Source organism: Burkholderia sp. COPS, from assembly GCF_019425585.1.
Taxonomy (GTDB): Bacteria; Pseudomonadota; Gammaproteobacteria; order Burkholderiales; family Burkholderiaceae; genus Burkholderia; species Burkholderia cepacia.
The window spans coordinates 1-20,707 of sequence record NZ_WIXR01000052.1; the positions used below are offsets into that span (position 1 = coordinate 1).

At 66.3% G+C, this 20,707-nt stretch carries 19 protein-coding genes; 7 read left to right on the forward strand and 12 right to left on the reverse strand.

Annotation, left to right across the window (positions count from 1 at the left end; all coding sequences use genetic code 11):
- From FOZ70_RS32285 to FOZ70_RS32300, 4 genes are all read right to left on the reverse strand, one after another.
- A partial coding sequence (locus FOZ70_RS32285) for a LysR family transcriptional regulator (protein WP_219707561.1) occupies window positions 1–1,072 on the reverse strand: 1,072 nt, incomplete at its 3' end.
- Between the two features lie 61 nt (window positions 1,073–1,133).
- The gene (locus tag FOZ70_RS32290; RefSeq protein ID WP_060376226.1) at window positions 1,134–1,862 is read right to left on the reverse strand and encodes an aspartate/glutamate racemase family protein; all 729 of its coding nucleotides are present in this window, start codon (window positions 1,860–1,862) and stop codon (window positions 1,134–1,136) included.
- Between the two features lie 22 nt (window positions 1,863–1,884).
- Window positions 1,885–3,435, reverse strand: a complete 1,551-nt coding sequence (locus FOZ70_RS32295; RefSeq protein ID WP_091924671.1) for an NCS1 family nucleobase:cation symporter-1 — start codon at window positions 3,433–3,435, stop codon at window positions 1,885–1,887.
- A 238-nt stretch (window positions 3,436–3,673) separates the two neighbouring features.
- Entirely contained in the window at window positions 3,674–3,946 is a 273-nt protein-coding gene (locus FOZ70_RS32300; RefSeq protein ID WP_258025790.1) for a hypothetical protein, read from the reverse strand.
- A gap of 175 nt (window positions 3,947–4,121) precedes the next feature.
- On the opposite strand from FOZ70_RS32300, the gene FOZ70_RS32305 reads away from it, so the two are divergent.
- Window positions 4,122–4,679: a DUF3005 domain-containing protein gene (locus FOZ70_RS32305; RefSeq protein WP_059649034.1), complete on the forward strand. Its 558-nt coding sequence runs from the start codon at window positions 4,122–4,124 to the stop codon at window positions 4,677–4,679.
- A gap of 106 nt (window positions 4,680–4,785) precedes the next feature.
- Here the strand turns inward: FOZ70_RS32305 and FOZ70_RS32310 are convergent, their stop codons facing one another.
- The gene (locus FOZ70_RS32310; RefSeq protein WP_048025767.1) at window positions 4,786–5,550 is read right to left on the reverse strand and encodes a DUF4397 domain-containing protein; all 765 of its coding nucleotides are present in this window, start codon (window positions 5,548–5,550) and stop codon (window positions 4,786–4,788) included.
- A 510-nt stretch (window positions 5,551–6,060) separates the two neighbouring features.
- Here FOZ70_RS32310 and FOZ70_RS32315 point away from each other — a divergent pair.
- Window positions 6,061–6,393 carry a hypothetical protein gene (locus FOZ70_RS32315; protein ID WP_042978286.1) on the forward strand — a complete coding sequence of 111 codons (333 nt, stop codon included), beginning with the start codon at window positions 6,061–6,063 and terminating at the stop codon, window positions 6,391–6,393.
- Window positions 6,394–6,514: 121 nt separating this feature from the next.
- Here FOZ70_RS32315 and mmsB read toward each other — a convergent pair whose 3' ends face one another.
- The 3 genes from mmsB to FOZ70_RS32330 form a co-directional block, all read right to left on the reverse strand.
- Entirely contained in the window at window positions 6,515–7,405 is an 891-nt protein-coding gene (mmsB, locus tag FOZ70_RS32320) for a 3-hydroxyisobutyrate dehydrogenase (protein ID WP_219707562.1), read from the reverse strand.
- Between the two features lie 14 nt (window positions 7,406–7,419).
- Window positions 7,420–8,946, reverse strand: a complete 1,527-nt coding sequence (locus tag FOZ70_RS32325; RefSeq protein WP_219707563.1) for a CoA-acylating methylmalonate-semialdehyde dehydrogenase — start codon at window positions 8,944–8,946, stop codon at window positions 7,420–7,422.
- Between the two features lie 115 nt (window positions 8,947–9,061).
- Window positions 9,062–10,381 carry an MFS transporter gene (locus FOZ70_RS32330; protein WP_021163346.1) on the reverse strand — a complete coding sequence of 440 codons (1,320 nt, stop codon included), beginning with the start codon at window positions 10,379–10,381 and terminating at the stop codon, window positions 9,062–9,064.
- Between the two features lie 157 nt (window positions 10,382–10,538).
- Between FOZ70_RS32330 and FOZ70_RS32335 the strand changes: the two genes are divergently transcribed.
- The 3 genes from FOZ70_RS32335 to FOZ70_RS32345 all read left to right on the forward strand — a co-directional run bounded on the left by FOZ70_RS32335 (window position 10,539) and on the right by FOZ70_RS32345 (window position 13,715).
- Window positions 10,539–11,531 carry a LysR family transcriptional regulator gene (locus tag FOZ70_RS32335; protein WP_219707564.1) on the forward strand — a complete coding sequence of 331 codons (993 nt, stop codon included), beginning with the start codon at window positions 10,539–10,541 and terminating at the stop codon, window positions 11,529–11,531.
- Between the two features lie 292 nt (window positions 11,532–11,823).
- Window positions 11,824–12,837 carry a ParA family protein gene (locus FOZ70_RS32340; protein ID WP_219707565.1) on the forward strand — a complete coding sequence of 338 codons (1,014 nt, stop codon included), beginning with the start codon at window positions 11,824–11,826 and terminating at the stop codon, window positions 12,835–12,837.
- A 77-nt stretch (window positions 12,838–12,914) separates the two neighbouring features.
- The gene (locus FOZ70_RS32345; protein WP_192389025.1) at window positions 12,915–13,715 is read left to right on the forward strand and encodes an SIR2 family protein; all 801 of its coding nucleotides are present in this window, start codon (window positions 12,915–12,917) and stop codon (window positions 13,713–13,715) included.
- A 109-nt stretch (window positions 13,716–13,824) separates the two neighbouring features.
- On the opposite strand, the gene FOZ70_RS32350 is transcribed toward FOZ70_RS32345, so the two are convergent.
- Window positions 13,825–14,547, reverse strand: coding sequence for a haloacid dehalogenase type II (locus FOZ70_RS32350; RefSeq protein ID WP_219707566.1), 723 nt, complete (start codon window positions 14,545–14,547; stop codon window positions 13,825–13,827).
- Between the two features lie 596 nt (window positions 14,548–15,143).
- Between FOZ70_RS32350 and FOZ70_RS32355 the strand changes: the two genes are divergently transcribed.
- Window positions 15,144–17,393 (forward strand): EAL domain-containing protein, encoded by a 2,250-nt coding sequence (locus FOZ70_RS32355; RefSeq protein WP_219707567.1) that lies wholly within the window; start codon window positions 15,144–15,146, stop codon window positions 17,391–17,393.
- A 34-nt stretch (window positions 17,394–17,427) separates the two neighbouring features.
- On the opposite strand, the gene FOZ70_RS32360 is transcribed toward FOZ70_RS32355, so the two are convergent.
- On the reverse strand, window positions 17,428–18,495 hold the full coding sequence (locus FOZ70_RS32360; RefSeq protein WP_258025791.1) for a PleD family two-component system response regulator: 1,068 nt from the start codon (window positions 18,493–18,495) through the stop codon (window positions 17,428–17,430).
- 55 nt (window positions 18,496–18,550) lie between these two features.
- On the reverse strand, window positions 18,551–19,555 hold the full coding sequence (locus tag FOZ70_RS32365; protein ID WP_027791239.1) for a chemotaxis response regulator protein-glutamate methylesterase: 1,005 nt from the start codon (window positions 19,553–19,555) through the stop codon (window positions 18,551–18,553).
- 338 nt (window positions 19,556–19,893) lie between these two features.
- On the opposite strand from FOZ70_RS32365, the gene FOZ70_RS32370 reads away from it, so the two are divergent.
- Entirely contained in the window at window positions 19,894–20,322 is a 429-nt protein-coding gene (locus FOZ70_RS32370; protein WP_060058674.1) for a hypothetical protein, read from the forward strand.
- Window positions 20,323–20,379: 57 nt separating this feature from the next.
- On the opposite strand, the gene FOZ70_RS32375 is transcribed toward FOZ70_RS32370, so the two are convergent.
- Entirely contained in the window at window positions 20,380–20,604 is a 225-nt protein-coding gene (locus tag FOZ70_RS32375) for a hypothetical protein (protein ID WP_021157619.1), read from the reverse strand.
- Window positions 20,605–20,707: the final 103 nt, after the last annotated feature.

Below are 20,707 nucleotides of genomic sequence, written 5' to 3' on the forward strand. Positions count from 1 at the left end.
CGGACATATCGGACATATCGGCCGCGGCCGGCACGCGGTTCCCTGCGTCCGCGACTGCGCCCGCGGGAACCGCGGCAACCGCCGGCAGCATCGCCTCGGCGTCGAGCCATGCCCGTGTCGCTTCCGCGATCAGCCCGCGCAGCCAGCGCACGCCATCCACGCACGCGCCCGATTCGTTCCACGTCATCCGGTACACGATGTCCGGCGGCTCCACCGGCAGCGCGACGGCGGCGAGCGGCAGCAGCTTCGCATAATGCCGCGCGAGCCGGTACGTGGTGGTCAGAAGCATGTCGGTGCGCACGAGCGCATGCGCGGCAAGTTCGAAGTGGGGCAGCGTGACGACGATCCGCCGCTGCAGGCCCACACGTTCGAGCTGCCGGTCGATCGCACCGGACGCCTCGAGCCACGACGGCGTCGGGCACAGCTGCGGCGCGTCGGCAAAATCGGCGGCCGTCATCGCGCCGTGCCGCGCGAGCGGATGCGTCGCGCGCATCAGGCATACGACGCGATCGTCGAACAGGTCGTCCTGCCGGAACCGCGACGAGCGCGCCGGGCGATTGTCGATCACGACGTCGAGTTCGCCGTCGGCCAGTGCGCGCTCGTCGTCGAAGCCGTCGCCGAGCGGATGGAACACGAGCTGCGCGTTCGGCGCGCGTTCGCGGAACAGCGCGACGAGCTTCGGCACGAACAGCACGTTCAGGTAGTCGGGGCAGCCGATCCGGTAGGTGCGCACCGACGTGCGCGCGTCGAACGTCGGCTGCTGGATGCGGATGAAGTCGATCACGCGCAGCGCGTTGCGCAGCGGTTCGATCAGCCGCGCGCCGAACTCGGTCGGCACCATCCCGTAGCGGCTGCGCACCAGCAACGGATCGCCGAGCAGCGTGCGCAGGCGCTTGAGCGCGGCGCTCGTCGCCGGCTGCGACATGTTCAGCCGCACGGCCGCGCGCGACACGGTGCGCTCGGTGAGCAGCACGAGCAGGATGCGCATCAGCCGCGCATCGAGCACGTCGAGCGCGCCCGCGGCGTCGGATGCGCGGCGGGGCAGTGCGTCCGGTTCTAGCGTGTCCCGCATGCCGATACGCCTCCCGGCGGCACGATGCCCGAGCGCGACGCAGCAGCCGGCCGGCGGCGCATCATTTTGCGAAGGTGCCCGGCCAGCCGACGATCCGCTTCGGGCGCGGCGGTGCGTACGTGCGGACCTTCGACGTCTTCAGCTTCAGGCGCACCAGCGACTCGGCGAGCGCGACCGCGGCCGATACGCCGTCGACGACCGGCACGCCCGTGCATTCCTCGATCTGTCGGTCGAGGCCGGCCATCCCGCCGCAGCCGAGGCAGATCACTTCCGCGTGATCGTCCTTCACCGCGCGCTGCGCCTGGCCGACGATCGACTCGATCGCGCGCGCCGGGTTCTCCTCGAGTTCGAGCACCGCGAGGCCGCTTGCGCGCACCGACGCGCAGCGTGCGTCGAGCCCGGCGAGCTTCAGGCGATCCTCGATCAGCGGCACCGTGCGGTCGAGCGTCGTGACGACCGAGTAACGATGGCCGAGCAGCATCGCGACGCTCGCGGCCGCTTCTGTGATGTCGACGACGGGCACCGTCAGCATTTCCTGCAGGCCTTCGCGGCCGTGTTCGCCGTAGCCGGCCTGGATCACCGCGTCGTACGGCTCGTCGTAGCTCAGCACGCGATCCATCACGGCGATCGCCGCGAGGTAGCTCTCGAAGTTGCCTTCGACCGACTCCGCGCCGAAGCGCGGCGTCAGCCCGACGATCTCCGTGCCCGGCGACGCGGCGGCCTGCGCCTGCGCGGCGATCGCGTCGGTGATCGACTCGGTCGTGTTGACGTTGACTACCAGGATCCTCATTGCCGACTCCGTATGCGTGTGTTCAGTGTTGCGCGCAGGCGACCGCGATGGGTTCGCCCGAGCGCTCCTCGTATTGCCGTTTGCGATCGGCCAGCAGCCAGTACACGCTGCCCGCGATGGCCGCGCCGAGCAGCCACGAGAACGGCGTCATCGCGCTGAAGGCCGGCACGACGGCGAGCGTGATCGAGATCAGCGCGGACGGCAGGAGCGCCGCAAGTGCCTTGCGGTTCACGCCGCGCGTGTAGAAGTAGGCGCCCGTCGGCGCTTCGGTATAGAGGTCGGGCACGTTCACGCGCTGCTTGCGCACGAGCCAGTAGTCGACCGTGATGATCCCGTACAGCGGGCCGAGCAGCGCGCCGAGGCCGGACAGGAAGTAGACGATCACGATCGGGCTGTTGTACAGGTTCCACGGCAGGATCAGCACGGCGACCGTCGCGCTGATCAGGCCCGCGCGGCGGAACGACAGGCGATGCGGCGCAAGGCTCGTCAGCACGAAGGCCGGCGCGACGAAGTTCGCCATGATGTTCACCGCGACCGTGACGATCAGGAACGCGAGGCAGCCTAGCACGAGGAACAGCTTGTTCGGCACCGTCGCGATGATTTCCGTCGGGCTGTGGATGATGTGGCCGTTCAGCTTGAACTGCGCGCCGGCGAGCACGAAGCTGATCGTCGCGAACACGAGGATGTTGACCGGCAGGCCCCAGAAGTTGCCGACCCGCACCGTCTTCGCGCTCGGCGACGAACGGGCGAAATCGCAGAAGTTGAGCACCAGCGTGCCGTAGATCGCGAGCCACAGCGAGCCGCCCGCGAAGATCTCCGTCCACATCTTCAGGCCGGTCAGCGGCTTGCCGATCGACATCGCGAGATGGCCGCCCGTGCGGCTGAACATCCACGCGGCGAGCGACAGCGTCGTGACGAGGATCACCGGGCCGGCGAGCCCCTCGTACTTGCGGACCATCTCCATCCCGTACGTGAGGATGCCGATCTGCACGAGCCAGATCGCGACGAACGTGACCCAGCCGAGCGTCGACAGCCCGAAGATCGCATCCTGGTCGAACGCGGCGAGGCCCGGCCAGATCGCGGTGAGCAGCACGCGCAGCACGACGGACGCGAGATAGGTCTGGATGCCGAACCATGCGATCGCGATCACCGCGCGGATCATCGCGGGCAGCAGCGCGCCGTAGATGCCGAAGCTCATCCGGCTGATCACCGGGAACGGCACGCCGGTCTTCTGGCCCATGTAGCCGGTGAGGTTCATGAAGCAGTAGACGAGCACCGCGCCGATCGCGAGCGACGCGAGCATCTGCCAGCCCGACAGGCCGAGCGCGAACAGCCCGATCGCGAACGAGTAGTTCGCGATGTTGTGCACGTCGTTGGTCCACAGCGCAAAGATGCTGTAGCGGCCCCACGTCCGCCCCTCGGCCTTGGTGGGCGCGAGGTCGGGGTTGTGCAGCCGCGGGCTCAGCGCGGGGTCGCGCGCGGCCGAATCGGTTCGATGCGATGCGTCGACCGCGCCGGGCACGATGCCCGGGCGGTGGGTGGCTTCCAGTTGCACGCCGTTGTCTCCTTCCATGTGCGGGGCGCGAAACCGGCAGCGCGTAGACGCTGCGACGGCCCGGCCGCCGTGGACGTTATGTCTCGGATTTGTTCGCGAGTATGGGTGGCCGGCACGGTGATGGGAAATTAAATATTCGGCTGGGCGTCATTTGAAAAATGAATGCGAGGGATCGATGGCGAGGCACGGGGATTGCGCGCCGTAGGGTTCCATCCACCGACATCAGCGGAGGTGTCATGCAGCGATATTCCCTTCGTCACGTATCGCGAGCCGTCTTCGCCGGCATCCTGATCGCCGGCCTGGCGGCGGGTGCGGGTTGCCAGAAAAAGAGCGACACCGGTACCGGTGCGAGTTCGGACACCAGCGCCACCGGCGGCATGTCGCCGGCGCCGTCCAGCGCGCCGTCGGGCACGCCGGGCAGCGGTGCGGCCGACAGCGGCACCACGGGCGGCGCGGCAAGCATGCCGGGCGCGGCTTCCGCGCCGGCGGGCGCAAGCGGCGGCTGACCGGCATCGGCCGGGCGGCGCACGGGGCGTACTCGGCTTGCGCCGGTTCGTCACCCGTGCGCTGCCGTGCCGCACGGGCATCGCAGGCCGCGCGTGCGTGCCGTACCTGCGCGTGAAAGATTTGCAAGGACCGTTGTAGCGATTCCCGGACCGGCGCCGGCATCACGCCGGCGCACGCCGTCCGGAACAGGAGGTGCGATGCAGAACGCGGAATCGAATCCAACCCCGCAACAGCAGCGGGAACAGATCGCGAAGAGTCCGGTGAAGACCCCGGCAGCCGGCGACATGCCCGACGCGGCGACCCAGGCCGCCGAGGTCGCCGAGGCGGGGAAGCGGCCGCTGACGCCGGAGGCGGTCGCGGCGAAAACGCCGACCGGCTTGCCGCCGATCGACGTCGGCGCGCATGCGGTCGACAGCGGCGATCCCGTGCGTCGCGCGGCCGGCCGGATCGTCACGCTCGACAACGCGAACATGGCGATGACCGACAACACGGTCGACGTCGACGGCAAGGGCATGGAGGCGCGCACCGGCGCGTCGGAACTGCAGGACAACGTGATCTACTCGAACGCGTCGCTCGACGACGCGGTCGATACGCCCGACGAGGGGCTCGGCGGGATCGAGAGCCGGCCGGGCGGCAACATGCCGCAGATCGCGACGCGGCCGGGCTGGCGCGTGCGGCATGTCGGCGATGTCGACGTCGAGCACGGCGACGGTACGCGCGCGGAGCACGTGATCTGCCTCGAGCGGATCGACTGATACCGCCGCTGACACTGCCGCGGGTACCGCCGGATACCGGCACCCGGCGCGTGGCGGCCGGTGCACGCGCACCGGCCGTCACGATCGCCGCCGCCGTGTTCGGCCGTTACTGCGGCCCGAGTTCCTGCGCGGACGAATCGGCGTCGTTGCCTTGCGCAACCAGCACGTGGATATCGTTCGGCGTCACGTCGCCGACCCCGCCCGACGGAATCGTCAGCAGCAGCCAGTCGGCGTTGTTGTTGATGGTGACCGGCGCGGTCTTGAGGATCGGCGTCTTGCTGCCGGCCGTCGTGACGATCACCTGGTAGCTGCCGCCGTTCAGGTAGATCGAATCCTGCGTCGTGGCCGGCACCGCGTTCTGGTAGGCCGCGCCCGCGAGCGTCGGGCTTTGCGTCGTGATGTCGGTGCCCGGCGGGACGACGTACATGTCGATGTTCTGCGCGTTCGGCGACGCATTGAAGGTGCGCACGCGCGCCTTGTCCGACAGCAGACCCTTGTCGTAAGGATCGTCGATCACGGAGATCAGCGACGTCGTGCTCGGCAGCGCGATCGTCGTGTAGTGATGGCCGTTCGCCGCGCTGAACGATTGCGACGCGATGGTCGAGGTCGTGCCCGAGATGTCGTAGCTCGCGGTCTGCGTGCCCGAGTCGACGTCGTGATAGCGCGTCACGCCCTTGTACGCGACACCCGACTGATCGACCTTGGCGTTCAGGTAGTAGTCCAGGTTCGGGCCGGCCGGCACCGCGTTGATGAAGCGCGCCTGCGGCTTCGAGATGCCGAGCTCGGTGCCGACGTCGTTGCCGTCGCCGCCACATGCCGCGAGCACGGAAATGATGGAGCACAGGGCCGCTATCGTTCGTATTGATTTCATGTTGTCCTCTCGTTCAGGGGAACCTGTTTGCGATGCGGGATCGCCACGCGAAGGTCGCGTGGTGAGCAACGCCGGTTGCGGGAAGGATGCTGTCCGCCGGATCGGCGGGCGTGTGGATGGCGCAAGCGACGTGCCTGTCTGGCGACGGAGCGCCGGACGGCCGGGCACGGGGCCGGGCCGGTCAGGTGTGATTGAGTGCGCGCGCGCGGGTTGTAAAAAGGGCGGCGTCGCAGGGGCCGGGCGCGGGGACGCGTCGGTGCCGACCCGGTCGGCGGGCTCGCCCCGGCCGTTGCGCCGCCCAGCGCGCCCGCAACGGCGTGCGGGCAGGGCGAAACTACCTGCCGGCCGAAGCCGGACGCCGGCGAAGGCTGTAAATCTTGCCTGCACCCGTCATCGTTTAACCATTCGAAACAATGTGTTCACCGAAAGGGGCATGATCTCCGGCGATCGGGCAGGCATACTGTCGCCTATGTTGCTCAATGCACGTCGAAGTACGTGCGCTTGCCCCCCATGCCCACTCCAGTTTCCTTTCGAACCCTGCGATGGTTGACCGTCGCGGCTGTTGCATGCTTGCTCGCCGCGTGTTCGACCGCTTCCGACGTGACCGCGACGTCGAACCCGAACGTATTTACCGTGACGACGCGCACGGTCGGCGTATCGACGACGTGGGCCGACGCCCATACGAAGGCCGTCGATGAAGCCACCAACTACTGCACGCAGCGCGGCATGCGCGCCAGCCTGAAGCAGGAGGCGCTGACCAGCGGCAGCCGTGTCGGCGCGCGCTCCGAACTCGCGTTCGAGTGCCATCCGACCTTCGAGACGGCGTCGAATCCGCGCGGTTGAGCGACCGGCGGCGGCGTACGCCGCCGTCTGCGTTTTCCTTTCTTCTCCCCGATGCAAACCGACCCGCGAGGCCGTCCAGGCACATCGCGGGTCGGCGCACGTCCGGCGTCGGCTGCGGCGGTTATGCCGGCTGCGCCTCGTACAGCTTGACGCACGCGGAGAAGTCGAGCGTGCCGAGCCCCTGCTGGCTCATCGACTGATAGAGCTGCTGCGCGAGTGCGCCCATCCACACCGGCTGGTGCGCGCTCCGTGCCGCTTCGGTCGCGAGCCCGAGATCCTTCAGCATCAGGTTCGCCGCGAATCCGCCCGCGTAGCCGCGCGCGGCCGGCGCGGTGTCGCTCACGCCCGGATACGGGTTGTACGTGTCCGAGCTCCAGCAGCGGCCGGTCGACGTATTGATGATGCCGGCCAGCACGGACGGATCGATGCCGAGCGCGGCGCCGAGCGCCATCGCTTCCGAGACGCCCATCATCGAGATTCCGAGCAGCAGGTTGTTGCAGATCTTCGCGATCTGCCCGGTGCCCGTGCCGCCGCAATGCACGACGTTCTTGCCCATGTCGAGCAGCACGGGGCGGATGCGCTCGAACAGCGCGGCGTCCGCGCCGACCATGAAGGTCAGCGTGCCGGCCTGCGCGCCGCCGGCGCCGCCCGACACGGGGGCGTCGGCGAGCGGGAAGCCGCGCTGCGCGGCGGCGTCGGCCACTGCGCGCACGGTGCCGGGATCGATCGTGCTGCAGTCGATCAGCGTTGCGCCGTCGTGCGCGCCGGCCAGTACGCCGTCGTCGCCGAGATAGACCGCGCGCACGTGTTGCGCGGCCGGCAGCATCGTGATCACGACCGCGCCGCGCGCGGCCGCTTCGCGCGGCGAGCCGGCGGCGCTTGCGCCGGCGCGCACCGCGACGTCGACCGCGTGCGCGTCGAGGTCGAACACCGTCAGCGCGTGGCCGGCTTTCAGCAGGTTGGCGGCCATGGGGCCGCCCATGTTGCCGAGTCCGATGAATGCAATGTCCATGTGCAGGCCCTCACTCAACGCAGCGCGATCGTCGTGTTCACGCCGCCGACCGTCGCGTCGTCGTCGAACCAGCGCGCGGTGACCGTCTTCGTTTGCGTGTAGAACTGCACGACCTGCTTGCCGTACGGGCCGAGGTCGCCGAGCTTCGAGCCGCGCGAACCCGTGAAGCTGAAGTAGGGCACCGGCACCGGAATCGGGATGTTGATGCCGACCTGGCCGATGTCGATCTCGCTCTGGAACTTGCGTGCCGCCGCGCCGCTCTGCGTGAACAGCCCCACGCCGTTGCCCATCGGGTTGCGGTTGACGAGCGCGATCGCGTCGTCGAGCGTGTCGGCTTCGAGCACGACCACCACCGGCCCGAAGATTTCTTCCGTATAGATCGACATGTCGGTCGTCACACCCGAGAAGATCGTCGGGCCGACGAAGTTGCCCTGCTCGTAGCCGGGCACCTTCACGTTGCGGCCATCGAGTTCGAGCTTCGCGCCGGCCTTCACGCCCTCGTCGATCAGCGCGGTGATGCGCGCATGCGCGGCCTTCGACACGACCGGCCCGACATCGGTACCCGGTTCGTGGCCCGCGTTGACCTTCAGCGCCTTCGCTTTCTCGACGAGCTCGGGCAGCCAGTCGCGCGCCGAGCCGACCAGCACGACGACCGACGTCGCCATGCAGCGCTGGCCGGCCGCGCCGAAGCCCGCGCCGACGAGCGCATTGATCGTCTGCTCGCGGTGCGCGTCGGGCAATACGACCGCGTGGTTCTTCGCGCCCATCATCGACTGCACGCGCTTGCCGTGCTGGCTGCCGAGGTTGTACACGTGCGTGCCGACGCGCGTCGAGCCGACGAACGAGATCGCCTTGATGTCCGGGTGCGTGCAGAGGCGGTCGACCACCGTCTTGCCGCCGTGCACGACGTTCAGCACGCCTTGCGGCACGCCGGCCTCGATCGCGAGCTCGACGAGTTGCATCGTCGACAGCGGGTCCTGCTCCGACGGCTTCAGCACGAACGTGTTGCCGCAGACGATCGCCATCGGGAACATCCACAGCGGGATCATCCCGGGGAAGTTGAACGGCGTGATGCCCGCGCACACGCCGATCGGCTGGCGCAGCGTGTAGGTATCGACGCCGCCGGCCACGTTCTCCGCGAATTCGCCTTGCTGCAGCGTGCCGATCGAGCACGCGTGCTCGACGACTTCGAGGCCGCGGAAGATGTCGCCCTGCGCATCGGGCAGCGTCTTGCCTTGCTCGGCCGTCAGCGTGTCCGCGATCCGTTCGAGATTGCGGCGCACGAGATCCTGGAACTTCAGCATGATGCGCAGGCGTGCGCCGATCGGCGTCGTCTTCCACGTCTGGAACGCGCGCTGCGCGGACGCGATCGCGGCGTCGACCTCGTCGAGCGTCGCATACGGCACGCGGCCGATCACTTCCTGCGTCGCGGGGTTGACGATGTCGCCCCATTCGGCGCTTTGCGATTCGACGAACGTGCCGTCGATCAGCAGCTTGGCGGTGGGCAGGGCGAGGGTGGTCTGGGGAACTGCGGCGTTCATGGGACTCTCCGGGAAACGGGGTAATGACAAACAAGGCGGCCCGTATCCGCCGCCGCGCATGCGCACACGGCGGACGGCAGGACGAACTGGAATCGATCGGATGCCGGCGGCGTGCTCACGCGCGCGCCGGCCGCATCAACGCGGTACACACGAGCGCGAACACGCCGAAGCCGACGAGGTAGGCGATCACGTAATGCGGCTGGCCGCCGCCGGCCTTCAGCAGCGACGTCGCGATCATCGGCGCGAAGCCGCCGCCGATCACGCCGGCCAGCTGCACCGACAGCGAGATGCCGCTGTAGCGGATCTCCGCCGGGAACTGCTGCGCGAACAGCAGCGATTCCGGCGCATAGAGAATCGGGAACACGACGCCGAGGCCGAGCACGATCGCCCACCACGCGGTCGACGTCTGCTGCGTGCCGAGCATCAGGAAGAACGGCGCGGCGAACGCGCACATCAGCACGAGGCCGATCGCGAACATCCGGCGCTGGCCGATGCGGTCGCTGAGATGGCCGCACAGCGGCATCGTGACGAGCGACAGCGCGGCGCCGGCCGTGATCGCGTGCAGCATCTCGGCCTTCGGCAGATGCAGCTGCTGCGTCGCGTAGGCGAGCGCGAACGTGACGACCATGTAGAACCAGGTGTTCTCGGCGGCGCGTGCGCCGACGATCGTCAGCACCTCGCGCGGATGGCGGCGCAGCGCGGCCGTCACCGGCGATTTCTCGGCCTTGCCCTGGCGCTGCATCTTCTCGAAGTCGGGCGACTCGGGCACCTTCGCGCGGATGAACCAGCCGAGGCCGACGAGCGCGATGCTCGCGAGGAACGGCACGCGCCAGCCCCACGACAGCATGTCGGCTTCCGGCAGCGCGGCCACCGCGGCCATCGCGACCGACGACAGGATCAGGCCGAGCCCGACGCCCGTCTGCGGCAGGCTGCCGAACAGCCCCTTGCGGCCCTTCGGCGCGTGTTCGACGGCCATCAGCACCGCGCCGCCCCATTCGCCGCCCACCGCCATCCCCTGCAGGAACCGCATCCCGATCAGCAGCGCGGCGGCCCAGTAGCCGATGCTGTCGTACGACGGGATCAGCCCGATGATCATGCTCGGCACGCCCATCAGCAGCAGCGTGATCATCAGCATCGACTTGCGGCCGATGCGGTCGCCGAAGTGGCCGAACACGATGCCGCCCATCGGCCGCCCGATGAAGCCGACCGCGAACGTGCCGAACGCGGCGAGCGTGCCGACGACGGGGTCCAGCGACGGGAAGAAGATGCGGTTGAACACGAGCGCGGCCGCCGTGCCGTAGAGGAAGAAGTCGTACCACTCGATCGTGGTGCCGGCCATGCTGGCCCAGCCGGCCAGCAGGTGATGCTTCGCGGTGCGCTCGGGCGCAGGTGCCGCGACTGTCGCATGCTCATCGAGGGTGGATCGGGTCTGCATGGTGTCTCCGTGGTGGTGCCGCGGCTCGTGGTCCGCAGGTCACGGTCGAGTATAGTTATGCGCAGATTCATCATGTACCGATAAAGAAACCGGTTGGATGTGCATTTATGCATATCGACGGCCGGCCCGGAGACGCCAGCCCCTTTTTCCCTCGCCGATGCGACATGCCACCGAGCCGGTTTCCGGCAACCTGAACTGGGACGACCTGCGCTTTTTCCTCGAAGTCGCGCGCACGCAGCGGGCGAGCGGCGCCGCGAAGCGGCTGGGCGTCGACTACACGACCGTCGCGCGGCGCATCCGTGCGCTCGAGGCGGCGATGGGCACGCTGCTGTTCGACAAGTCGCGCTCCGGCGGCTTCACGCTGACGGCCGAAGGCCAGCGGCTCGTCGCGTATGCGGATGCGATGGAGACAACCGTGCAGTCCGCGTGCGACCAGGTCGCGAACACCGGCGAGGCACTGTCGGGCCACGTGCGGATCGGGTCGACCGAGGGGTTCGGGTGCTTTTTCCTCGCGCCGCAGCTCGCGCAGTTTCGCGCCGAGCATCCGTACGTGACGGTCGACCTGCTGCCGGTGCCGCATTTCGTCAACCTGCCCAAGCGCGAGGCGGACCTCGCGATCACGCTCGAGCGGCCCGAGCGCGGGCCTTACGTGGTCACGAAGCTGTGCGATTACCAGTTGCGGCTCTACGCGACGCGCGACTATCTCGCGAACCATCCACCGATCACCTGTACCGACGATCTCGCGGAGCACGCGTTCATCAGCTACGTCGACGATCTCGCGTTCAGCAACGAACTGCTGTACCTGGACCGGGCGGTGCCGGGCGCGACGGCCGGGCTGCGCACGACGAGCGTGATCGCGCAGTATTTCGCGGCGCTGCAGGGCGGCGGCCTCGCGATCCTGCCGTGCTTCATGGCGGCCACGCAGCCGGCGCTGGTGCCCGTGCTGCCGGACGACGTGGTCGTCACGCGGTGCTTCTGGCTGACGTGCCGCGAGGATCTGCGCAAGCTGCGGCGCGTGACCGCGCTGTGGGATTACCTGCGCGCGGCGGCGGACGCGAATCGCGCGCTGCTGTCGGGGGAGTCGGGGGCGCTGCGTTTTATCGAAGAGAGCGGGCTAGCATCGTCCGCCTACGCAAGGCGAATTGGATAGAGCTAACACCTGCGGCTACGGCTGCCGCACTGACGCCGGGGCCAACAATGTACGCACATCAGCCGCGCGCAACGGATTGATTTATTCGGCAAGATGCGAAAAATCGCTCGAGGTGGGTCTGACATTGTCGTTGACGATACAGGGCGGGTATTTTATTCGCGTCTATAAGATGTGGCTCTGGCGGGATAGGCGCGGCCTTCGATTCTGGATGTTTGAAATAGCAAAAATTCACGTTTTTCATCTTTCGTGAGATACACTGTGTGGATGAGTCAATTTCAGGGGGGCAGTGCTAATGAAGGCGTTTTGTGTTTTTAACAATAAAGGTGGCGTCGGAAAGACAACCTTGCTGTGTAATCTTGCGGCTTATTTCTCCATTAAATTAAAAAAGAAAGTTTTGGTGGTTGATGCAGATCCGCAATGCAATGCTACTGCTTATATGTTTAAAGAAAAGGCATTGGATGATTTGTATTCGTCGTCGAAGGATGGGGAGACTATAAATCAACTCGTTACGTCGCTGAAAAAATCGAGAGGATATTCGGATATTCCTATAAAAAGGAGTGACAGTTTTGGTGTTGATGTTGTGCCGGGGGATCCGCGATTTTCATTGGCGGAGGACTTTCTGGCGAAAGACTGGGTGGATGCAACAAGTGGTCAGGAACGCGGTCTCAAGACGACTTTTCTCTTTCGTGCTTTGCTGGTATGGGCTGAGTCGAAAAAATATGACTATGTTTTTTTTGATATTGGGCCATCGCTTGGGGCGATAAACCGGACGGTTTTGCTTTCGTGCGACTACTTTATCTTGCCAATGTCTTCGGATATTTTTAGTCTTCGTGGCTTGCAAAACATCGAAGTTGCTATTACCAGTTGGAGTAAGGGGCTTGATCGCGGGTTGGCGAGTTACAAAGAAGATAATGGTGTCGATTTTGAGTTTGATGACGCCGGGGCACCAAATGTAACGGCTATAAAATTTTTGGGGTATGTGACTCAACAATATACCGCAAAAACGGTTGCTGGAAAAAAGCAGCCGGTGGATGCTTATGAAAAAATTATCAAAAGAATTGATCCTGAAATAAAAAAGAGTCTGATCGATAAGATAAATGGGGGTAAGAAGCTGAATTATAAGCTCGGCGAGATACCATATTTTAGTAGTTTGGTCCCAATGGCACAAACTTCGACTAAACCCATTTTTTCGCTGAAGTCCGCTGACGGTGTTGTTGGTGCGCATTTCGATAAAGTGAAGCAGTTTGAGGCTGTAATATCGGAAATCGCTGGTAACTTGGCGGCCAACATTGGATCTATTAAATGAAATCTATTTGGCCACCAGAACTCGTACACGCCATTGCGTGCCGTCGGTGCGTTCTTTTTTTTGGAGCCGGAGTCTCCATGAATTCAACCGGCAAGGGCGGCGTGCGCCCTCCGAGTTGGAGTGATTTCCTTGTGAAGGCAACGAAGGAGTTGGGGGCGCCAAATAAAAAGATAGTTAAGGAGGTGAAGAAGTTAATTTTAGATTCTGACTATTTGACTGCGGCAGAGGTGATTAGGAACGAAGTGAAGGTTGAGAAGTTTGCGAATTTGGTGAAATTGCATTTTCATACGCCGGATTTTAAGGCGGCACCGATTCATAAATTCCTTTATAATCTTGATCTTCGTATTTCTATTACTCCAAATTTCGATAGCATCTATGAAACGGCTGCTGCGGAGCGAGGGGCTGGGGCGATAACTGTTAAGGTATATAATGAAAATGATATAGCCGACTCGTTGAGGCGACACGAGCGCGTGTTGATTAAGAGTCACGGTTCAATTTCATCACCAAATAATCTCATTTTTACTCGCACGGACTACGCAAGGGCTCGTAACCAGCATAGTCAATTTTATGAGTTGATGGATGCTCTTCTTCGGACGCATACGTTCATATTTGTTGGGTGTGGAATTAACGATCCGGATATTCGATCGCTTCTCGAGAATTATCGTTATCGTCATCCATACGGGCAAAGTCATTATTTTGTGACTGCGGAGAAAAACTATTGCCAACAAGTGAAGGATGTTTTGGCGGAGTCGTTGAAGATTAATTTCATTGAGTATACTGCTACAAAAGATCACGGATTTCTTACTGTGGAATTGGAGCGATTAAATTCGCTAGTGGATTTGGAGCGAATTTCGCTTAGCAAGAGCCAGGCGTGGTAACTGGAGACACTTTCTAGTGAAGGCGGCCGAGGAGCCGAACGTGCAGTGGTAGGTATATTAATGTCGTAATCACCATTCGCCTGCGTCGCGCGGTTCGGCCGCATTGCTGTCAGCCCGGGCAGCCCAGCCGATCCGCCAATTCGTTCAGATCCCTGACGTCGAAATCCCACGCCTCGTCCGCTTTCAGGTCGGTCGTCTGGCCGGGCCCGTGTTCGGTCGGCCGCAGCACGAACGCGGTCGACAGCCCCTGCCGGCGTGCGGCCGCGAGATCGCCGTTGTGCGCGGCGACCAGGCACAGCTCAGCCGGCTCGATGCCGAGAATCTCGACGGTATCGCTGTACACCTGCGGCGACGGCTTGTACGCGCGCACGACTTCCGCGCCGAGGATCGCATCCCACGGCAGCCCCGCGCGTTTCGCGACGTCGACCATCAGCCGGATGTTGCCGTTCGACAGCGGCGCGATGATGAAGCGTCGCTTCAGCCGCTGCAGCGCCGCGACGGCATCGGGCCACGGGTCGAGGCTGTGCCACGCGAGGTTGAGTGCGTCGATGTCGGCGTCGGGCACGTCGACGATTCCGTAGCGGTCGAGCGTGCGCACGAGGTTCTCGCGGTGCAGGACGTCGAGCCGCACGTAGCGGCGGCGCCCGCTGCGGATTTCTTCCATCGACGGCGAATATTCGGCCCGCCACGCATCGGCGAATTCGAGCGGGTCGAGTGCGGGTGCATGGCGATCGAGGAACGCGGCGGCGCCGCGTGCGACGCCGCTTCTCCAGTCGACGATCGTTCCGAAGACATCGAAAACGAGCGCCTTGATTTCGGCAGGGTTCGTCATGGTGATCCTGTGAAGGTCAATCGATGAGGGTACACATCGCCGTGCCGCGCGCGATGCGCGGCGCCGGAGCCATCGACATTGAATCACGGATGCGAAAACGCGGCCTGCCGGGCCCGATGCAGTCCGGCCGCGCCGGAACGGAGAAGCTGGGCAGCGGCGCGCGCCGACGGCCGAGCGCGGCACCCGGAGCGTGGCGGTCACGGCCGCGACCAACGTATCGAAGGCGATCACGCGCACGGATCCCGGCGCGGACGATCGAACGCGAACGGAGCCGGGGCGCCGCCGCAAGCTGACGAATCGCTTTCGAACGCGGCCCGCACGGCGCACGGCCTTGCCCGGAGCGGTCGCGCCGCGCGCAGGTCTTCCGGCGGACCGACTGCCGGCCGCACATGCCGCATCGACCGCGTGTAACCCCTGATGCGCATGGACGCCCGGGTTGCCACGGATTGGTGTTAAATGTATTTCGGCGCGCGTTGGCACCGCGTGCAATACGGGGCGCACCGGGCATCGGCGTATACCCGGAGCGAAAAACGGCACGAAGGATCGAAAACGAATCGGGCGCATCAGACCCGATCGGACAGACGGCAGGATTCATCTTGAATACCGAACCGCAAAGTTCTCGTTACAGTCTCGGGCTCGCGGCGGAAGTGCTCGCGTCCGAGCAAAGCGTGCTGAGGCTGATCACGCGCAACACGCCGCTGCCGGAGCTGCTCGTCGAAGTCTGCCGGCGCGCCGAGGCTTTGCTCGGCGACGGTGCGTCGTGCACGATCCTGCTGCTCGATATCGACGGCGTGCACGTGCACGTCGGCGCCGCGCCGTCGCTGCCCCGACAGTACAGCGCGGCGATCGAAGGCGCGACGATCGGGCCGGTGGCCGGCTCGTGCGGCACGGCGATGTACCTGCGCCGGATGGTCGTCGTCGAGGATATCGAAACCGATCCCCTGTGGGCCGACTATCGTGCGGTTGCGCTGCCGCTGGGCCTGCGCGCGTGCTGGTCGGTGCCGTTCCTCGACGACGCGGGCGCCGTGCTGGGCGCGTTCGCCGTCTATCACCGCATGCCGCGCCGGCCGGGCGATGAGGAAACCGAACTGCTGCGCGACATCGGCAACAGCGTCGGCCTCGCGGTGCACCAGGACCGGATCGCGCGACAGCTCGCGCGCAGCGAGGAACATCACCGGCTCGTGGTGAACAGCCTGAACGAAGGGATCCTCGTCGTGTCGCGCGATGGCGTGGTGGTCGCGAGCAACCCGAGTGCGAACCGGATGATGCGCGTGAAGGGCGACCTCGTCGGCCGCAGGCTGTCGACGGTGATCCTGCGCAAGCTGCGCGAGGACGGCACGCCGATCGCGCCCGACGAGTGGCCGAGCCGGCGCGCGCTCGAAACGGCCACGCCGATGCTCGACTACACGGTCGGTTTCGGCCTGGCGGACGGCGACACCATCTGGGTGCGCGGCAACGCGGTGCCGATCGTGAAGCCCGGCGAAACGCAGGCCGACTCGGTGCTCGTCTCATTCAACGACATCGGCCCCGTGCGCGAAGCGCAGGAGCAGCTGCGCTACCTGGCGACGCGCGATGCGCTGACGGGCCTCTACAACCGCCGCTGGCTCGGCGACCGCATGCGCGAGCTGTTCGGCGGCCACGATGCGGGGGGCGGGCCCGCGCGCGTCGCGATCCTGTTCATCGATCTCGTCGGCTTCAAGAAGGTCAACGACACGGCCGGCCACGACGCGGGCGACGCGCTGCTGCGCAGCGTCGCGGCGCGGCTCGCGGCATGCGGAGGCGGGCAGCATGCGCTCACGCGCGTCGGCGGCGACGAGTTCGTGATCCTCGTCGACGACTGCGACGATCCCGACCGGCTCGCAGTGCTCGCGCGCGAGGTGATCGACGCGATCGCGAAGCCGTTCGCGATCGCGAACAACGAATACTGGCTCGGCGTGTCGATCGGGATCAGCGTCGCGCCGCGCGACGGCGACGATGCCGTCACGTTGATGCGCAATGCCGATTCCGCGATGTACGACGCGAAGCAGCGCGGCCGCAACCACTTCACGTTCTTCACCGCGCAGCTCAACCTGCGGCTGCAGCGCCGCTTCGCGATCGAGCAGTCGCTGCGGCGCGCGCTCGCGTCGGACATGCTGCGGCTCGCGTATCAGCCCGTCGTCGACGCGCGCAGCGGCCGCACCGTCGGCGCCGAGGCGCTGCTGCGCTGGACGAGCCCCGAGCTCGGGCCGATGTCGCCGGCGGAGTTCATTCCGGTCGCGGAAGATACGGGGCAGATCGTCGCGATCGGCCAGTGGGTGCTCGAAACCGCGTGCCGGCAGGCGGCCGAATGGCGCCGCACGATCGCGCCCGACCTGGTGCTGGCCGTCAACCTGTCGCCGCGGCAGTTCCACGAAGGCCTCGTCGAGTCGGTCGATCGCTGCCTCGCGCAGACGCGGCTCGATCCGTCCGCGCTCGAGCTCGAGATTACAGAAGGACTGCTGATGAACGACACGGACACCGTGCTGCCGATGCTCGAGGCGCTCACGGACATGAACGTGCGCATCTCGGTCGACGATTTCGGCACCGGCTATTCGTCGCTCGCGTACCTGAAGCGCTTTCCGCTGCACAACCTGAAGGTCGACCGCTCGTTCGTGTCGGGCGTGCCCGATCATCACGATTCGGTGGCGATCACGCAGGCCGTCGTCGCGATGGCGCATTCGCTCGGGATGAAGGTCACGGCCGAAGGGGTCGAGACGCAGGCGCAGTCGCGGTTCCTGCAGCAGATCGGCTGCGACATGCAGCAGGGCTATCTGTTCAGCCGCCCGCTCGACCCGAGCGACTACGCGCGCCGGTTCGGCGCCGCATGAGCGAGGCGCCGAGCCGGCGTTCAGTGTTCAGCGTTCAGTCTGCGCGCGGCGCACCGAAGCCGCCGGGGACGGGCCGGGTCGGCGTCGCGTCGATCTCGACGCGGTTCTTGCCCTCGTGCTTCGCGCGATAGAGCGCGCGGTCGGCCGCTTCGATCAGCACGGTCGTCGGCAGGCCGGGCGTCGGCACGATGGTCGCGCCGCCGATGCTGATCGTCACGGTGTTGCCCGTCGACGAATGCGCATGCCGTAGCCGCAGCGCCTCGATCGCGAGGCGGATCTTCTCGCCGAGCAGCCGCGCGGCACCCGGCGACGTGGCCGGCATCACGACCGCGAATTCCTCGCCGCCGAAACGCGCGGCGAGATCCCCCGACTGGCCGAGACAGCGCTCGATGGTCGACGCGATCTGCTTGAGCACGCTGTCGCCCGACACGTGGCCGTACGTGTCGTTGTACAGCTTGAAATTGTCGACGTCGATCATCAGCAGCGACAGCTCGCTGCGTTCGCGCGTGCCGCGCCGCCATTCGGCGGCGAGGTATTCGTCGAGATAGCGCCGGTTCGACAGCCCGGTGAGGCCGTCCGAATGCGTGAGGCGCCGCAGCTCGAGATTGGCTTCGAGCAACTGCTGCTGCGATTGCCGCAGCGCGCGATAGGCCTCGTCGCGCTGCAGCAGGTTCATGTACGAGCGCGAGTGGTAGCGCACGCGCGCGACGAGCTCGATGCGGTCGGGCAGCTTCACGAGGTAGTCGTTCGCGCCGGCCGCGAAGGCGGCGCTCTTGATCACGGGCTCTTCCTGCGTCGACAGCACGATGATCGGCACGTCGCGCGTCGCCGGATTCGTCCGGTACGCCTTCACGAGGCTCAGCCCGTCGGTGCCGGGCATCACGAGGTCCTGCAGGATCACGGTCGGCCGCGTCTCGATCGCGGTGGCCATCGCGTCGTCCGAACGCGGGCAATAGTGGAAATCGATGCCTTCCTCGTCGACGAGCGCGCGCCGCACGGCCTCCGCGACGATCGTCTGGTCGTCGACCAGCAGCACCATCGCCGGCACGTCGGCGGGCGGCACGTAGGGGCCGCCTGGCGGGCGAGTCGGGTCAATGGTCATGGTCGATGCGGGTTGTTGCGAAAGCAGGCATGGGTGTTGCGCGGGTTCATCGGGCTCAGATCCGCGCGAGCGCCGCCAGCTCGCCCGCGATGCGTCCGAGCGGCAGGATCGCGCGCGCCGCGCCGAGCGTCGCGGCCGCCTTCGGCATGCCGTAGACGGCGCTCGTCGCCTCGTCCTGCGCGATCGTATGGTAGCCCTTCATCCGCAGCGCCTTCAGGCCGATCGCGCCGTCGCGGCCCATCCCCGTGAGCAGCACGCCGATCACGCGGCCGGGCCAGTGCTCGGTCAGGCTGTTGAAGAACACGTCGACCGACGGGCGATACGGCGTGGCGGCCGGCTCGCGCGTGTATTCGAGCGTGCCGGCGCGCGTGATGCGCAGGTGGTCGTCGGTCGCGGCGAGCAGCGCGACGCCCGGCTGCGGGCGGTCGCCTTCGCGCGCGACGCGCACGGCGAGCGACGTCTGGCCGTCGAGCCATTGCGCCATGCCTTCGGCGAACGCGCGGTCGACGTGCTGCACGATCACGATCGGTGCGTTGAAATCGGCCGGCAGGCCGCCGAGGACCGACGCGAGCGCGCCGGGGCCGCCGGCCGATGCGCCGATCGCGATCAGCGGTCCGCCACCGGTGCGCGGGGGCGTGCCGGCGAGGCGCGAGCCACCGGGCGCGTCGAGCAGGCGGCCGATCTGGTCGATCTTCGCGAGCAGCAGCCGGGTCGTGTCGCCGGCCGAACCGTCGCCGAGCCGCGGCGTATCGACCGCGTCGAGCGCGCCGGCGCCCATCGCCTCGAACACGCGCCACGCATTCGCGCCGATGCAGCTCGTCACGATCAGGATCGCGCACGGTCGTTCGGATCGCATGATCCGCCGCGTCGCTTCGATCCCGTCGAATTTCGGCATGATCAGGTCCATCAGCACGACGTCGGGCGGCTGCGTGGCGCATAGTTCGACGGCTTGCGCGCCGTCGGTCGCGACCCACAGCACGCGGTGCTCGGGCCGTCGCGCGATCGCGCGGCGCATCGCCTCGACGGCAAGCGGGAGGTCGTTGACGATGCCGATGTTCACAAGCGGAATTCTCCGGTCGGTTCGTGATACTGGAGGTGGGCCGGGTTCATGGAAGGAGGGGGCCTGTTCGGCGCCGCCGGGCGGCATCGGCGGCCGGACGGCACGGCATTCTTTTCGGTTGGCGACGCCCCGAATGCTGTCATGCGGCGCGGGCGGCGGCAATCGAAAAATTTGCGCATTGCGCCGATTCAGTGCGTTTCCTCTATGGCTGTGCGGCGGGCGGCGGAATCGGGCCAGCCCGCGCGTGCGTGCACGGTCGTGCGGTTTCGGCACGGCAGGCCGCGGAAGCCGGCATGTTACCGTGGCGGCTTCGAAGAAAAAGACGGGGAGAACTCAGGATGGCCGTGCCCGACACCGTACTCGTCAGCCGCGACCCGGGGGCGCCGATCGTGACCGAGCATGACGGCCGGTTGCTGTATCGAATCTACATCGAGAGCGGACACGCGTCGTTCCACCGCGATTTCCCGGTCGAACCCGACGCGGTGCGCGTGCTGCGCGACGACGCCGAGCGCTACTACTTCCTGTTCGCGGCGCTTCATCATCCCTGCCAGCTGAGCGCGACGAACCTGTCCGACGCGGAACGCGAACGCTACTTCCGTACGATCCTGTTTGCCGGCCGCGACGAAGTCGAAGCCTTCATGACGACACTCGACCGCGCCAGCAACGGCGCGGTCGCGAACCTGCTGAGGATCTTCACGCAGGCCGACTACCGGCAACTGCGCGCGGGCCGGTGGTTCGACATGGGCGCCGGGACGCCGGCCGCGTAGCGCCCGCGCGGGCCCGTGGTCCGCTTCGGCGGGCGCCGGAGGAAACCGGCCGCGCCGTCAATGGCTGCGCGCGTACCCCTGGATCAGCGCGCGCATCATGCCTTCGACCGTCGCGTCGAGCAGGTCGTCTTCCTGCTCGGTTTCCTCGACGAGCGCGGCATACGCGGTCGCGAGCGTCACGCGATCGACCTCATGGCGTTGCTCCATCAGAGTCACCATCCCGTCCTTCGCCAGATGAGCGGAGAACGCGCGGCTGCCGATGGTCTGGAATACGTCAATCATGGCGGCTCTCCCGTCCGTTGCCGATGCTTTCCAGTTTAGTCGGCGCACCGGGGCTCCGCCACGCGCGGCGGCCCGTCGCACGCCGCCCTCCGGGGCGGCCACG

Excerpts from the sequence above, each read along its gene's own strand:
- FOZ70_RS32350 (WP_219707566.1), bottom strand. The coding sequence starts at position 14,547 with ATGACGAACCCTGCCGAAATCAAGGCGCTCGTTTTCGATGTCTTCGGA.
- FOZ70_RS32295 (WP_091924671.1), bottom strand. The coding sequence starts at position 3,435 with ATGGAAGGAGACAACGGCGTGCAACTGGAAGCCACCCACCGCCCGGGC.
- FOZ70_RS32345 (WP_192389025.1), top strand. The coding sequence starts at position 12,915 with ATGAATTCAACCGGCAAGGGCGGCGTGCGCCCTCCGAGTTGGAGTGAT.
- FOZ70_RS32370 (WP_060058674.1), top strand. The coding sequence starts at position 19,894 with ATGGCCGTGCCCGACACCGTACTCGTCAGCCGCGACCCGGGGGCGCCG.
- FOZ70_RS32375 (WP_021157619.1), bottom strand. The coding sequence starts at position 20,604 with ATGATTGACGTATTCCAGACCATCGGCAGCCGCGCGTTCTCCGCTCAT.
- FOZ70_RS32340 (WP_219707565.1), top strand. The coding sequence starts at position 11,824 with ATGAAGGCGTTTTGTGTTTTTAACAATAAAGGTGGCGTCGGAAAGACA.
- mmsB (WP_219707562.1), bottom strand. The coding sequence starts at position 7,405 with ATGGACATTGCATTCATCGGACTCGGCAACATGGGCGGCCCCATGGCC.
- FOZ70_RS32310 (WP_048025767.1), bottom strand. The coding sequence starts at position 5,550 with ATGAAATCAATACGAACGATAGCGGCCCTGTGCTCCATCATTTCCGTG.
- FOZ70_RS32325 (WP_219707563.1), bottom strand. The coding sequence starts at position 8,946 with ATGAACGCCGCAGTTCCCCAGACCACCCTCGCCCTGCCCACCGCCAAG.
- FOZ70_RS32305 (WP_059649034.1), top strand. The coding sequence starts at position 4,122 with ATGCAGAACGCGGAATCGAATCCAACCCCGCAACAGCAGCGGGAACAG.
- FOZ70_RS32360 (WP_258025791.1), bottom strand. The coding sequence starts at position 18,495 with ATGACCATTGACCCGACTCGCCCGCCAGGCGGCCCCTACGTGCCGCCC.
- FOZ70_RS32290 (WP_060376226.1), bottom strand. The coding sequence starts at position 1,862 with ATGAGGATCCTGGTAGTCAACGTCAACACGACCGAGTCGATCACCGAC.
- FOZ70_RS32315 (WP_042978286.1), top strand. The coding sequence starts at position 6,061 with ATGCCCACTCCAGTTTCCTTTCGAACCCTGCGATGGTTGACCGTCGCG.
- FOZ70_RS32330 (WP_021163346.1), bottom strand. The coding sequence starts at position 10,381 with ATGCAGACCCGATCCACCCTCGATGAGCATGCGACAGTCGCGGCACCT.
- FOZ70_RS32335 (WP_219707564.1), top strand. The coding sequence starts at position 10,539 with ATGCGACATGCCACCGAGCCGGTTTCCGGCAACCTGAACTGGGACGAC.